Annotated in this window: 11 protein-coding genes, 2 tRNA genes and 1 pseudogene; 7 read left to right on the top strand and 7 right to left on the bottom strand. The window is 64.7% G+C overall.

Annotation, left to right across the window (positions count from 1 at the left end):
* Window positions 1-95: 95 nt before the first annotated feature.
* The gene (locus FFS68_RS13130) at window positions 96-500 is read right to left on the bottom strand and encodes a DoxX family protein (protein WP_171003872.1); all 405 of its coding nucleotides are present in this window, start codon (window positions 498-500) and stop codon (window positions 96-98) included.
* Window positions 497-1801, bottom strand: coding sequence for an FAD-dependent oxidoreductase (locus tag FFS68_RS13125; protein ID WP_137753656.1), 1305 nt, complete (start codon window positions 1799-1801; stop codon window positions 497-499). The genes FFS68_RS13130 and FFS68_RS13125 overlap by 4 nt, the downstream gene beginning before the upstream one ends.
* A gap of 156 nt (window positions 1802-1957) precedes the next feature.
* On the opposite strand from FFS68_RS13125, the gene FFS68_RS13120 reads away from it, so the two are divergent.
* The 4 genes from FFS68_RS13120 (at window position 1958) to FFS68_RS18130 (ending at window position 4252) form a co-directional block, all read left to right on the top strand.
* Window positions 1958-2031 (top strand) — tRNA-Gln (locus FFS68_RS13120).
* 229 nt (window positions 2032-2260) lie between these two features.
* Window positions 2261-2650: a response regulator gene (locus FFS68_RS13115; RefSeq protein WP_137753655.1), complete on the top strand. Its 390-nt coding sequence runs from the start codon at window positions 2261-2263 to the stop codon at window positions 2648-2650.
* Entirely contained in the window at window positions 2637-3761 is a 1125-nt protein-coding gene (locus FFS68_RS13110) for a YaiO family outer membrane beta-barrel protein (RefSeq protein ID WP_137753654.1), read from the top strand. Before FFS68_RS13115 ends, FFS68_RS13110 begins: the two co-directional genes overlap by 14 nt.
* A complete protein-coding gene (locus tag FFS68_RS18130; protein WP_249340153.1) occupies window positions 3758-4252 on the top strand; it encodes a hypothetical protein in 495 nt (164 codons plus the stop codon). Before FFS68_RS13110 ends, FFS68_RS18130 begins: the two co-directional genes overlap by 4 nt.
* 26 nt (window positions 4253-4278) lie before the next feature.
* Here FFS68_RS18130 and FFS68_RS18220 read toward each other — a convergent pair.
* The 3 genes and pseudogenes from FFS68_RS18220 to FFS68_RS13095 all read right to left on the bottom strand — a co-directional run.
* Window positions 4279-4560: pseudogene (locus tag FFS68_RS18220) on the bottom strand (Arm DNA-binding domain-containing protein); the annotation flags it as partial.
* A gap of 166 nt (window positions 4561-4726) precedes the next feature.
* Window positions 4727-4800, bottom strand: a tRNA-Gly gene (locus tag FFS68_RS13100).
* Between the two features lie 48 nt (window positions 4801-4848).
* Window positions 4849-5319: an Lrp/AsnC family transcriptional regulator gene (locus tag FFS68_RS13095; protein ID WP_137753652.1), complete on the bottom strand. Its 471-nt coding sequence runs from the start codon at window positions 5317-5319 to the stop codon at window positions 4849-4851.
* A 98-nt stretch (window positions 5320-5417) separates the two neighbouring features.
* On the opposite strand from FFS68_RS13095, the gene putA reads away from it, so the two are divergent.
* Entirely contained in the window at window positions 5418-8513 is a 3096-nt protein-coding gene (gene putA / locus FFS68_RS13090; RefSeq protein WP_137753651.1) for a bifunctional proline dehydrogenase/L-glutamate gamma-semialdehyde dehydrogenase PutA, read from the top strand.
* An 8-nt stretch (window positions 8514-8521) separates the two neighbouring features.
* Here the strand turns inward: putA and FFS68_RS13085 are convergent, their stop codons facing one another.
* Both FFS68_RS13085 and FFS68_RS13080 read right to left on the bottom strand, forming a co-directional pair.
* Complete coding sequence (locus FFS68_RS13085; RefSeq protein ID WP_137753650.1) at window positions 8522-9196, bottom strand: hypothetical protein; 675 nt, start codon at window positions 9194-9196, stop codon at window positions 8522-8524.
* A 146-nt stretch (window positions 9197-9342) separates the two neighbouring features.
* Window positions 9343-10293 carry a tetratricopeptide repeat protein gene (locus tag FFS68_RS13080; protein ID WP_249340151.1) on the bottom strand — a complete coding sequence of 317 codons (951 nt, stop codon included), beginning with the start codon at window positions 10291-10293 and terminating at the stop codon, window positions 9343-9345.
* Window positions 10294-10451: 158 nt separating this feature from the next.
* Here FFS68_RS13080 and gdhA point away from each other — a divergent pair, with 158 nt between their 5' ends.
* Both gdhA and FFS68_RS13070 read left to right on the top strand, forming a co-directional pair.
* Window positions 10452-11807, top strand: coding sequence for an NADP-specific glutamate dehydrogenase (gene gdhA, locus FFS68_RS13075; RefSeq protein WP_137753649.1), 1356 nt, complete (start codon window positions 10452-10454; stop codon window positions 11805-11807).
* A 40-nt stretch (window positions 11808-11847) separates the two neighbouring features.
* Window positions 11848-13281, top strand: a complete 1434-nt coding sequence (locus tag FFS68_RS13070; RefSeq protein WP_137753648.1) for a multiheme c-type cytochrome — start codon at window positions 11848-11850, stop codon at window positions 13279-13281.
* Window positions 13282-13410: the final 129 nt, after the last annotated feature.

Below are 13410 nucleotides of genomic sequence, written 5' to 3'. Positions count from 1 at the left end.
CGCACGTCGCCCCCGCGAAGGCGGGGGCCGCTGCCGGTTTACGCAGCGGCGCTTAGCAATATCCGCTAGCGGCCCCCGCCTCCGCGGGGGCAACGTTATTTGGCGGCTTTCACAAACGGCCATTCGACCGCCCCGCTCGCCCATAGCGCCCACCAGATGATGACGGGCTGCAGCGCCAGCCGCGGGCCGTGGTACCACCAGCTCAACGTCTCGCCGCCAATGGCAATATTGGCGAGCGCATGGTGGAAATTCGCCGGCCACACGCATAGCGCATAGAGCGCGAGTCCCCAACCCGCCGCCTTGCGCGTCGCCGGGATCATCAGCCCGATCGCGCCCAAAATTTCGGCCACCCCGGTGGCGGCGACGATCAGGTCGGGCTGCGGCACCCATGGCGGGGTGATCGCCAGAAACGGCGTCGGCCGCGCCAGATGCGCCCAGCCGGCATAGCCATAAGCGAGCGCGAGCAGCCAGCGCAGCGCGGTGCGGACGCGGTCTTTCAACGACCGATGGCTTCCAGCATCGCCTCGACACTGACGAATTTTTCGCGCGGGTTGCCGTCGAGCGCCGCGGCGACTTCGGCGGCCTCGATCCGCCGCCAGTCGGCGAAGGTGACCGGCGTCACGCCGCGGCTCGCCAGCAATGCGTCGAGTCCGGGCCGCCCTGCCTTGCCTCCGCCGCGGCCGACATCCTCCAGCACCATTTCGGCGACTCGCGCGCCGTCGGGCTTGTTGGTGCCGATCGTCCCCGACGGTCCGCGCCGCGCCCAGCCGACGCAGTAAAGGCCGGGCAGGATCCGCCCGTCGTCATTGGCAAAGCGGCCGCGGCCATGTTCATAGGGGACGCCGGGGATCGGCGGGGTCTGGTACCCGATGCAGCTGATGACCAGCCCCGCGTCGATCGCATAGGTTTCGCCGCTGCCATGGCTGCTGAGGTCGGCGCCCAGCGTCGTGCGCTCGACGATGACCCGCTGCGCCGTGCCCCCATTGTCTTTGGCGCCCTCGATCGCCACCGGCATCGCGAAAAAATCGAAATCGATCGTCACCGGCTTGGCGACGGGGTTGGCGGCGAAGCTGCGCAAATGGGTGACCGACTTGCGCATCCCGGGTTCGAGCAGCGCGTCGTCGCCCTCGGGGGGCAGGTCGGCGGGGTCGACCCGCGGGCTGGCGCGCTCGAGATGGCCCAGCTCGCCGAGCTCCTTGGGGGTCATCGCGATCTGGTGCGGGCCGCGGCGGCCCAGGATGTGGATCTGGCGGACTGCGCTCGCCGCCAGCTGATCACGGGCATGGGCGACGATGTCGCTGCCGGCAAATTCGGCGGCGGTCTTGGCCAGGATGCGCGCCACGTCCAGCGCGACATTGCCGTTGCCGATCACCGCGACCCCGGCGGCGCCCAGCGGCGGGTTCAGCCCGGCAAAATCGGGATGGCCGTTATACCAGCCGACGAAGGCGGCGCTGCCGATCACCCCGGGCAGCTCGGCGCCGGGAATTCCCAGCGGCCGGTCGTTCGGCGCGCCCGTCGCCAGCACCACCGCGTCGTACAGGCCGACCAGCTCGTCGATCGTCACGTCGGTGCCCACCGACACATGGCCGACAAAGCGGACATTGTCGGCCAGCGCGGTACCCTCATAGCGCCGCGACACCGCCTTGATCGACTGATGATCGGGGGCGACGCCGGTGCGGATCAAACCATAAGGAACGGGCAGGCGGTCGATGACGTCGACCGCAATATCCTCCGCTTTCTGCAAAGTTTCGGCGGTGTAATAGCCCGCGGGGCCCGACCCCACGATCGCGACATGACGCATCAACCCACTCCTCCGGGTGTCCGCGCGGGCGCGCGGCCCCTTTCTGTTATGCGGCGATGCTAGCGGCGAAATGCGGCAGGGCAAGCGACCTTGTGCGGGCGGACAGAGCGGCCTTGACAGCGCGGCCGTGCAATCATATTGCGCCCGCCTCACGATTGCCCTGTCGTCTAATGGTAAGACTGCGGTTTCTGATACCGCCTATCGAGGTTCGAATCCTCGCGGGGCATCCAGAGCTTCCCAAAAAGCCTTATTTCCCACTTGCTTAGCGGATTTGCCTGTGTGCCGGTGTCGTCAGGTGTGACACAATGTGTCACAGCGGGTGGCGGATAAGCCGGTCTTCAATCTTGGGATGATCGGGTTGCCCCTTTCATCGAACGTCCCGGCTCAAAAACGCTCGCTTAATAACGATATGCCAACAACCGTTAAGCATATTTGCGCGGGGGCCTGAGGAACAGTGGCATGGCTTATATCATATTGGCGGACGACGATCCGCTTCTCGGCGAGCTTGTTCGCTTCAAGCTCGAGGCCGATGGCCACCGGGTCGACATCGTAACCGATGGCCAAGCGGTGTGCGACGCCGCGGTCGCCATGCTGCCCGACCTCATCATCCTCGATTCGATGATGCCCGTGCTTTCCGGTCCGCAGGCGCTGGGCTGGCTGAAGGGTCGCGCCGAGACGCAATCGATTCCGATCATCATGCTGACGGCGCGCAAGGCGCGCGACGACGTCGTCGGTGCGCTACAATCGGGCGCCGATGATTATGTAACCAAGCCGTTCATTCCCGACGAGTTTCTTCTTCGTGTCCGCGCCGTGCTGAACAAATCCCGCGCCGCCGATGCTTCGGATTGACGCTTTTGCAATCCTGTTGATCGTTGCCGCACCATCGCCGGTGGCGGCCGCCGAATCCGCGCCATCGCCCATCGATCGCGCCACCGCGGCAAGAAACGTCGGCGACTTTGCGACCGCGATCACCTTGCTCGAAGCCGAGAACAACGCCCACCCCGGCGATGCGACGGTGCTGCGACTTCTCGGGACGAGCTATGCCTTTGCCGGGCGTTACGATGAGGCTATCGCAACCCTGCGGGAGGGCCGCGCCATCGCGCCCACCGATCAAGACATCGCGTTGGCACTGGCGCGCGCCTATCTCTGGGCAGGCCGCATAAGCGAGGCCTCTGCAACAGCCACAGAGATCGAAGCCGCGGATCCGAGGCACGTCGAACTAGCGCCGCTCCGGGCTTCGATCGCAGCGTGGCGCCGCGACGCGCGGAGCCACGGTGGTCGCCCGACGCTCAGCCTGTCACAGTCGATCGTCGATGTTGCCTTTGATCGCGGCGGCGGCGCAACCTGGTACGACAGCAGCATTGCGCTCGCTTTGCCGGTCTCGAGCCGGGCGACGCTGACCGCTTCGTTCGACCGCGAAAGCCGCCAAGGCGTGATCGATACGAGCGTGGCTTTGCGCGCCGATGTTCGTTTGGGCGGATCGTCGAGCGGCTATATTGCCGCCACCGCAACGCCAGAGGCCGATTTTCGCGAGCGCTGGGGTGTCCGGACAGGCGGCGAAGCAAGGCTGCATCCCAATATCAGCGGCACGCTCGACCTTCGCTACCTCGATTATGCGGAGGCTCGTGTATGGGCGATCGAGCCGGGATTCCGGCTGCACACCCGCGATGAACGATGGTCTTTCGCGATCAAATCGATCCATCTGTGGAACGACGGTCATCGCAGCGGCTGGTCTGCGCGCGGCGATCTCGACGCTGGCGGTGGGCTCCGCTTCTTTCTGGGAGGCGCGACTTATCCCGATACAGAGGCGGGCATCACGCGCCGAACCCGATCGGCTTTTGCCGGTGCGATCATCGACCTTGCCGAGCATGTGACGCTTCGCGCCACCTACGAACATGATCGCCGGGCACAGAGTTACACCCGCAATGCCGCGATTCTGTCGGCGAGCATCCGCTTTTGAACTTGTGGAACACCTTGCTGTTCGATCCGCTGCATGTCGCGATCGGCGCGTCGTTGCTGTTCGCGGCAGCATCGCTTGTCGCGATCTTCCTGCTGTTTCTGCGTCGGCGCACGGATGAACGGCGGCAGCTTAAAGAGGCAAATGCCGATCGTTACCTTTCGCGACAACTGCTCAATTTGCGGCAGCCTGTCGAGCGTGATGCAATCGAATCCTTGGCTGCCGCCGGGCAGGCGCGGCTCGAACGGATACTTTCGCGATTGCTGCAACTGGTTCGCGGCGATGACCGGGTCAGTTTGCTGGCGATCGCCGATACAATGGGGATACCCGACGCAGCGCTGTGCCGTCTGAAGCATCGCGGTGCGACGCGACGTATCGATGCAATGCACATACTCGAAAGCTTTCCTTCCGACCAGCCTTTTTGGCCGTCGCGTTTTTTCTTTGCGCAGTATTCGGTTGTGATCGTGGCAAAGGTATTTTCGGCCATCGCTTGAGAGCGAATCTTATCCCGCTGCTTTTCCCGCGAAGGGTCTTTCCCGTCGGCAACCGATTCGCGGGCGACGTCGCGCCGCCTCCGCGCCTCGCTCAGCGACACGTCGGGATAGGTGCCGAGCCCGAGCTTCTTTTCGCGGCCCTCGATCCGATATTTCAGACGCCACAGCTTCCCGCCGGTCGGTTGCACGAGCAGAAAGAGGCCAAGGCTATCGCCCATCTTGTATGGCTTTTCGCGAGGCTTCGCGTTGCGAATTGCGGTGTCAGTCAGTGCCACGTTATCTGCGCCCTCGCCTGAATTGGCCCCCATGCGCGGGGGCCATGATGTCCGTCGAATCGGGCGTGGCCCCCATCCTGGTCCCCTAAGCGGGGTTGCTGTGCGGCGACGTCCCGAGACACCCATAGACAATTTGCAGCGGAATAGCGCCCCAAAAATGGACGACGCGACACGATATAGACAATCAGGGGGAAGGTGTTGGAGCGGGTGAAGGGAATCGAACCCTCGTCACTTGCTTGGGAAGCAAAAGCTCTACCATTGAGCTACACCCGCTCGGCGCTGCGCGATTGGCACAGCTGCGCGCGGCGGTCAATATCGGTGTCAGCGCGTCGTTTCGCTGATCGTTTCCATCGCGACAAAGGTCGAGGTGCTGGCGACGTGCGGCAGGCTGGAGATTTTTTCGCCCAGCACGATGCGATAGCGGCGGATGTCGACGGTGCGGACCTTGAGCAGATAGTCGAAGCTGCTCGCGATCATGTGGCATTCCTCGACCTCAGGAATCGCGCGCACCGCGATGTTGAATTGCTTGAGCGCCGCCTCGCGCGTGTCGGACAGCTTCACCTCGGCAAAGGCGACATGATCAAGGCCGACTTTGGCCGGGTCGACGATCGCCGCGAAGCCGGTGATCACGCCCTTGTCCACCAGCCGCCGGACGCGTTGCTGACAAGGGGTCTTCGACAGGCCAACATGCTGCGCCAGATCGGTAAAGGTGATGCGACCGTCCTGGCGCAGAATCGCCAGGATTTTTCGGTCGAAGTCGTCCAGATCGACTGCATTGGGCTTATCTTTCATACGAATCGCCTAAATCTGATCCGATAATAGGTCAAAACATAAATCCCGATGCGAACAATCAGTCGGATCGCCGTGCAATCCTGCGATATGGTGCGGCCATGACCCAGCCCATCGACCGCGCCACCCTTCGCGCCCTCGCCCGCCGCAGCGAAGCCGACATCGTCGCCGACCTGCGCGCCGCCCTGGCCACCTCATCGGCCAGTATCGACGCGGTCACCCGGCGCGGTCTCGATCTGATCCGCAAGGCGAAGGCCGAGGGCGACCGCGAGACGCTCGTCGCCCAGTTGATGAACCGCTATCGCCTGTCGACCGAGGAAGGCGTGGTGCTGATGTGCCTCGCCGAGGCGCTGCTGCGCGTCCCCGACAGCGCGACCGCCAATGCGCTGATCCGTGACAAGATCGCCGGGCGCCATTGGAAAGAGGGCGAGGATGAGGACAGCCCGCTGATCGTCGCGCTGTCGGCGCGCGGGCTGTCGCTGGGGTCGGCGACCTTGATGCTCGATGCGATGGGCAGCAAGGCGAACCCGCTGACCTTGCTCAAATCGATGGTCCGCCGGTCGGGCGAGCCGGTGATCCGTCAGGCGGCGCTCGCGGCGATGAAGTTGCTCGGCCAGCAGTTCGTGATGGGCGAGACGATCGACGCCGCCGTCAAGCGCGCCGATAAGGAAAAGTCGGAGCTCGCCAGCTTCGACATGCTCGGCGAGGCGGCGCGCACTGCCGAGGATGCGGCGCGTTATTATGACAGCTATGCCGACGCGATTACGCGCATTGGCCGCGACGCGAAGCCCGGCGATCCGCACGCCAACCATGGCATTTCGATCAAGCTGTCGGCGCTCCACCCGCGCTATGAATATCTGCAGCGTGCGCGGGTGATCGGCGAGCTGGTGCCGCGGGTGATCGAACTTGCGCGGGCGGCACGCGCGGTGAACATCCCGCTGATGATCGATGCCGAGGAAAGCGACCGGCTGGAACCGCATATGGACGTGTTCGCGGCGCTGATCGACGCGGGGATCGCCGACGGCTGGTCCGGGCTGGGCATCGTGATCCAGGCGTATCAGAAGCGCGCGCCCGCGGTGATCGACTGGCTGGCCGAGCGCGCCCGCGCCCGCGGGGTCAAGCTGTCGATGCGGCTCGTCAAGGGCGCTTATTGGGATACCGAGATCAAGCGCGCCCAGACGCTGGGGCTGGCCGATTTCCCGGTGTTCACCGCGAAACTGCACACCGATCTCAACTATATGCGCTGCGCCCAGCTGCTGCGGAACGCGCAGGATTGCATCTATCCGGCGTTCGCCAGCCACAACGCGATGACGCTGGCGTTCGTTGCCGAATTGTTCGCGGGCGCCGATTATGAACTGCAGCGGCTGCACGGGATGGGCGAGGGCGCGCATGACGCGCTCGTCGCCTTGTTCCCGCCGCCGCGGCCGGTGCGCGTTTATGCCCCCGTCGGCACCCACCGCGACCTGCTCGCCTATCTCGTCCGCCGCCTGCTCGAAAATGGCGCGAACTCCAGCTTTGTGCATCAGTTTTCGGACCCCGATGTCAGCGCCGAACAGCTCGCGGTCGACCCGCGCAGCGTGGCCAGTGCCGCGACGTCGAGGATCGCGACCGGCATCGGCCTGTTCGATCCGGCGCGCCGCAATTCGCGCGGCTATGACCTTGGCGAACCGGGCGTCCCCGAGGCGCTGGTCGCCGCGATCGGCGCAGCGCGGCGCAGCGACCGCGTTGCCGCGCCGATCGTCGGCGGCGTGGCGCGCGGCGGCGCGGGAGCCTCGGTGCACAACCCCGCGACGGGCGCTATCGTGGGTCAGGTGATCGAGGCTGACCGCGCTGCGGTCACCGATGCCGTCGCCGCGGCGCGTGCGGCGCACGGCAATTGGAGCCTCGCGGGCGGCGCCTTCCGCGCCGAACGCCTCGAACGCGCCGCCGACCTCCTCGAAGAACATGACGCGCTGTTCCTGGGCCTCGCGATCGACGAGGCCGGCAAGACGCTGGTCGATGCGATCGCCGAGGTGCGCGAGGCGGTCGATTTTCTGCGCTATTATGCAGGACAGGCGCGCGCCGATTTCACCTACCCCGTCGCCCTTCCCGGCCCGACCGGCGAGCGCAACGAGCTGATGCTCGAAGGCAAGGGCGTGTTCGTGTGCATCAGCCCATGGAACTTCCCGCTCGCGATCTTCCTCGGCCAAGTGGCGGCGGCGCTGGCCGCGGGGAACAGCGTGCTCGCCAAACCCGCCGAACAGACACCCCTCATCGCTCACGCCGCGGTCGAACTGCTGCTCGAAGCGGGAATCCCCGGCGATGTCCTCCACTACCTCCCCGGTCGCGGCGAGACCGTTGGCGCGGCGTTGACCGGCCACGCCGACATCAGCGGCGTCGCCTTTACCGGATCGACCGAGGTCGCGCGCGCGATCAACCGCGGGCTGGCGCTGCGCGACGGCCCGATCGCGACGCTGATTGCGGAGACCGGCGGCGCCAACGCGATGATCGTCGATTCGACCGCGTTGCCCGAACAGGTCGCGCGCGACGCCGTCGCCTCGGCCTTTCAGTCGGCGGGGCAGCGCTGCTCGGCGCTGCGCCTGCTCTGCGTGCAAGAGGATGTCGCCGAGACGATGATCGCGATGGTCGCGGGTGCGATGGCCGAGCTCCAGATCGGCGACTCGGCGCTGCTGTCGACCGACGTCGGCCCGATTATCGACGACGAGGCGCAGGCGAACATCGCCGCCTATGTCGCCGAAGCACGCGCTGCGGGGCGGGTGATCGCCGAAGCGCAGCGCACCGATCTGCCTGCGGGCGGTCATTTCGTGCCGCCGGTCGTCATCCGCCTCGACCATGTCACCGACCTGAAGCGTGAGATCTTCGGCCCGGTATTGCATGTCGCGACATGGAAGGGCGGCGAGCTCGACGCGCTGATCGATGCGATCAACGCCTCGGGCTATGGCCTGACGCTCGGCGTCCACACCCGCATCGACGGCGTCGCGGCGCATATCGCGGCGCGCGCCGCCGTCGGCAACGTCTATGTCAACCGCAACCAGATCGGCGCGATCGTCGGGTCGCAGCCTTTCGGCGGGCGCGGCCTGTCGGGGACCGGCCCGAAAGCGGGCGGCCCGCATTATCTGCACCGCTTTGCCGAGGAAAAGACGATCAGCACCGACGTCACCGCGGCGGGCGGCAACGCGGCGCTGATGGCGGGGTGAGTTGGGGGCTAGTCGAGACCGTAAGTCGGCCTCAATGCGGCCCATTCCGCGTGGAGCCTTTGATAGTTGGAACGGAAGATTTCTTCTTCGTCGCCGTTCAGTCTGATCGTGCGACCAGAAAAACTAGCCCCGGCTATGACGTCGAGAATCTCAAGCTCATCCAAGTCAAATTCGGTGAAGCCTTTAGACATTAGCCGCAGTCCGACCCGTGCCCACTTTTCAGTCAAGCGATGCTCTTTGCAGAAAAAGGGATATACCAACCGCGCGTGGTTATCCTCACCTTGCAGCCCCATCACATTGTCGATCTTCAAAAGAAGATGGAGGTCGGGGATTTCGAAGCGCGTGTGGAAGTCTTTGGCCGTAGGAACTAGCGGCTGGTTGGTTTCGCGTCTGGCCAATTCGAGCCATTTGAGAAAACCGTCGCACAAGGTGGGATAAAGCGTCTTACGCTGATCCCAATCGGCGATCCGTTGAATCGTTGTAATGCGAAGATTAGATCGGCCCGCAACATGGGCTTTCGCATCGGCCCAAAAGGGACCGTAGAAATCGCCCCCGCTTTCTTGCAGGAGAAGTTTCTTGGCTCTCTCTTCCCGCAAATCCGACCGAATTATTCGGAGCCGGTCCGCGTCTTTGGCTCCAAGAATTTTGAGTAGTTTACAAAGTCCAATCTTCTCGATCGTCATATGTGTATCCTTTTAGATGTCCGATAAGCGCTAGATATTTGGACATTTGATCTCTCCCTGATGTTGTTTTCACTCGACAAAGCACATTGGCACTCTCCCGGGTAGAGTGCTAGATATTCGCTCTTTGTTCTAATTTCAAATGTTTTTTACGCCCCCGGCACACCCAGCAATTGCGCCTGCGCCTTGAGCCGCCCCGCCGCGCCCGGGTTCGCGGCAATCCCGTCCTTCAGCGCCTGCGCGGCTTTCGCGGTTTCGCCCAGCGTCATCCGGCTGCGCATCAGCATGATCCAGCGGTCGACGTCGGCGGGATTGGCCTTCAGCTTGGCCTCCAGCCCGTCGACCATGCCCTGGATCATTTGATCCTGCTGTCCTTTGGATAGCTGCGAAGCCGCCTCCATGTCCGACCGGCTTGGCCCCGGGATCGCGCGCGCCGCGACAGGCATTTCGTCGGCGGTTAGCGGGCGCGGCTGGGTTCTGGCGAGGCGGCTGGCGACTTCGATGCCGCTGATCTTGCCAACCTCCTCAATCGTGCGGCGCAGATCGGCTTCCCATGGCGCGCCCTGCGGGGTATCCTCGAGCAGCGCGAACCAGTCCTCGATCGCTCCCTTGTGATCCTTCGCAATATCCTTCTTCACCGCCAGGAAATAGCGCGCGCGGGGATCTTTGGCGTCGAGCGCGATCGCCTTGTCGAACGCCGCGAGCGCCGCTGCGGGCATCGGGTCGCTGTCGCTTCCCATCACCCGCGCCTCGCCCAGCGCCGACCATAGTCCCGCCGACTCGGGCGAGAGCGCGGTCGCTTTTTCATACGCCGCCGCGGCACCGGCAAAATCGCTGAGGTCGAATCGCGCCGCACCGAGCGCCGTCCACGCCTCGGCGCTGTTCGGTTCGCTCTTGGTGCGCGCCTCCAAAACCGCAAGCTGGTCGGACGGCGCCGCGCCGCTCGATGCCGCCGGATTGGCGCCCACAGGCGCCGAATCGCGCCAGATCGCATAGCCGATCGCCGCTGCGAGCAGCACAAAGGCAGCGATCAATATCGTGCGATTGGTGCCGGTCATGCCCCGCTTGGCCTCTGCCGCCATGCCGTCGGTCTCGTTCATTTTTTGCCCCTTTGCGTGGCGCACGAAAAAACGCCGCCTGTGCGCGCTGTCATATTGCCTTTGCTTGGCGATGGTGTAGCCTTTGATCCACAAGGTCGGTCAACGATTAAAATCGTCGGGGTCGCACCGGCTTTCCCAGTCATTCAGGGGAGGGGTGCATGGCAGTTTCGGATCACGTCGATTTTTCGACGTTCATGGAAGGCGTGAAAAAGCGTAACCCGGGGCAACCGGAGTTCGTGCAGGCAGTTCAGGAAGTATCGGAAGATATTTTCGACTTCATCGCCGACAAGGAAGAATATCACGCGCAGCAGATCTTGCGGCGCATCGCCGAGCCCGACCGGGTGGTGTCGTTCCGCGTCTGTTGGGAGGACGACAACGGCAATATCCGTGTCCAGCGCGGCTGGCGTGTCCAGAACAACAACGCCATCGGCCCGTATAAGGGCGGCATCCGCTTTCACCCGTCGGTCACCGAATCGGTGCTCAAATTCCTCGCCTTTGAACAAACGTTCAAAAATGCGCTGACCGGATTGCCGATGGGCGGCGGCAAGGGCGGGTCGAATTTCAACCCCAAGGGCAAGAGCGTGCGCGAGATCATGCGCTTTTGCCAGAGCTTCATGACCGAGCTGTATCGCCACATCGGCGCCGACATCGACGTGCCCGCGGGCGACATCGGCGTCGGGGGACGCGAAATCGGCTTCATGTTCGGCCAGTATAAGCGCATCACCAACGAGTTCACCGGGGTGCTGACGGGCAAGGGGCTCGAATGGGGCGGTTCGCTGATCCGCACCGAGGCGACCGGCTATGGGGCCGTTTACTTCCTTGCCAACATGCTCGCCGCCAAGGGGCAGGATCTGGTCGGCAAGACGGCAGTGATTTCGGGATCGGGCAATGTCGCGACCCACGCGGCTGAAAAGATCGTCCAGCTCGGCGGCAAGGTGCTGACCCTGTCCGATTCGGGCGGCTTCATCCACGATCCCGACGGCATCGATCAGGAAAAGATCAACTGGGTCAAAACGCACAAGACCCACCGCCGCGGGCGGATCGAGGAATATTGCGACGAGTTTAAGGGCGCCAGCTTCACCGCTGGGAAAACGCCGTGGGGGGTCAAATGCGACGTCGCTTTGCCCTGCGCGACGCAGAACGAACTGCTCGGCGACGATGCGCGCGAACTGGTCAAGAACGGCTGTATCGCGGTCAGCGAAGGCGCCAACATGCCGACGAACCTGGAGGGCGTGCACGTCTTCAAGGATGCGAAGATCATGTTCGCGCCCGGCAAGGCCGCCAACGCCGGCGGGGTTGCGGTGTCGGGGCTGGAAATGAGCCAGAACAGTGGGCGCCGCAGCTGGAGCGAGCCCGAGCTGCAACAGATGCTGAAAGACATCATGGACGGCATTCACAAAAGCTGCATCACCTATGGCGATCAGGGCGGCGGCTATATCGACTATGTGAAGGGCGCGAACATCGGCGGCTTCAAGAAAGTGGCCGATGCGATGCTGGCGTTCGGGGTGGTTTAGGCGCAAAAGCGTTCAGCCGGGAAATAAGGGGACTCTGGGCATGACGACCGACGCGATTTCGGGGCGCGGCGCAGGACCGTGGGCGGCCATAGCGGCGTTCGCGGCGCTGTTGCTGGCGCTCGCGGTCGCGGCGTTCGTCTTTGCCCCGCCCGCGCGGTCGCAGGGCGATCCCGCCGCGCGCTACACCGGCGTCGCCTCGTGCGCCGGATCGACCTGCCACGGCCGGATGGAGGGCGACGGCAGCGTCGTGCGCCAGGACGAGCTGATGAAATGGCAGGAGCCCTCGACCCCCGGCGGCGCGCACAGCCGCGCCTGGGCGGTGCTCGGCAACAATCGCAGCCAGTTTATTGCGCGCAACCTGGGGATCGGTGATCCCGCCAAGGCGCAGATGTGTCTCGGTTGCCACAGCACGGCGGGCACCGCGCGCGCGGTTCCGGCCGAGGACGGCGTCGGTTGCGAATCGTGCCACGGCCCCGCGGGCGGCTGGCTTGCCAGCCATTATGCCGGGGTCGGGACCAACGCCAATCCCGACGCCGAAATGCGCGGCAAACATCTTGCCAACCTGTCGGCGGGGCTGAAAAAGCTCGAGGATCCGGTGGTGCGCGCCGGGGTGTGCGTCGATTGCCATTTCGGGTCGGCCAGCGACGGGCAATTCGTCACCCACCGCATCATGGCCGCGGGGCATCCGCGCATCGCCTTTGAACTCGACCTCTTCTCGTCGCTGCAGGCGCATCATCAGGAGGACGCCGATTATGGCTGGCGCAAGTTCGGCGCCGCGGGCGCGCGCACCGACCATGTCCAGATGTGGGCGGTGGGACAGGCGACCGCGATCGAGCGCAGCCTGGCGCTGTTCCAGTCGCGCCGCGGGACCGAGGGGATGTTCCCCGAATTCTATTTCCTCGACTGCCACAGCTGCCACCGCCGTATCTTCGATCAGGCGAAACCGGTGCGCACCGGCGTCGACAACCCCGGGCGTCAAATTCCAGAAGGGATGCCGCCGTATAATGACGAAAATCTGATCATGCTCGCCGCCGCCGCGCGGCTCGCCGCACCCGCGCTCGCCGATCAGCTCGCGGCGCGCACGGCGGCTTTTCACAAAGCGATGGCGACCGACCGTGCCAGCGCGGTCGCCGCCGCGGCGCAGCTGTCGCAGACGGTGGCGGCGCTGAAGAGCGCGTTCGCGGCGCGCAGTTTCTCGGGCACCGACGCCTTTGCGATGGTCGATGCGATCTCGGCGAAAGCCATCGGCGACCGCTTCACCGACTATTCGGGGTCGCAGCAGGCGGTGATGGGAGTCGATACGTTGCTCAACGCGATGGTGTCGTCGGGGCGCGTGACCGTCGGCGCCGCGGCGGGCATTCGCGGCGACATCGACCGCGCCTATGCCGCGGTGAAGGATCCCAACGCGTACAAGCCCGCCGAATTCCAGGCGTCGCTGGGTAGCGCCGTGCGCGCGATCCGGGCGTTGCGGTAAGATCATGCGAACCAAGAGCCAATTTTTCCGCTCAGCAGCCTTCTCCGCGATGGGGGCGTTGCTCCTGACGTCGTGCGGCGGCGGGGGCGGCGGGGGCAGCACGCCGACGCCCAGTCCGACCCCCACGCC

It is taken from the genome of Sphingopyxis sp. L1A2A (genome assembly GCF_005502465.1).
Classification (GTDB): domain Bacteria; phylum Pseudomonadota; class Alphaproteobacteria; order Sphingomonadales; family Sphingomonadaceae; genus Sphingopyxis.
This window is presented reverse-complemented; position numbering and strand designations above follow the sequence as displayed.

Coding starts and splice junctions, on each gene's coding strand:
- FFS68_RS13125 (WP_137753656.1), bottom strand. CDS start 1,801: ATGCGTCATGTCGCGATCGTGGGGTCGGGCCCCGCGGGCTATTACACC.
- FFS68_RS13115 (WP_137753655.1), top strand. CDS start 2,261: ATGGCTTATATCATATTGGCGGACGACGATCCGCTTCTCGGCGAGCTT.
- FFS68_RS13110 (WP_137753654.1), top strand. CDS start 2,637: ATGCTTCGGATTGACGCTTTTGCAATCCTGTTGATCGTTGCCGCACCA.
- FFS68_RS13095 (WP_137753652.1), bottom strand. CDS start 5,319: ATGAAAGATAAGCCCAATGCAGTCGATCTGGACGACTTCGACCGAAAA.
- putA (WP_137753651.1), top strand. CDS start 5,418: ATGACCCAGCCCATCGACCGCGCCACCCTTCGCGCCCTCGCCCGCCGC.
- FFS68_RS13085 (WP_137753650.1), bottom strand. CDS start 9,196: ATGACGATCGAGAAGATTGGACTTTGTAAACTACTCAAAATTCTTGGA.
- FFS68_RS13080 (WP_249340151.1), bottom strand. CDS start 10,293: ATGAACGAGACCGACGGCATGGCGGCAGAGGCCAAGCGGGGCATGACC.
- gdhA (WP_137753649.1), top strand. CDS start 10,452: ATGGCAGTTTCGGATCACGTCGATTTTTCGACGTTCATGGAAGGCGTG.
- FFS68_RS13070 (WP_137753648.1), top strand. CDS start 11,848: ATGACGACCGACGCGATTTCGGGGCGCGGCGCAGGACCGTGGGCGGCC.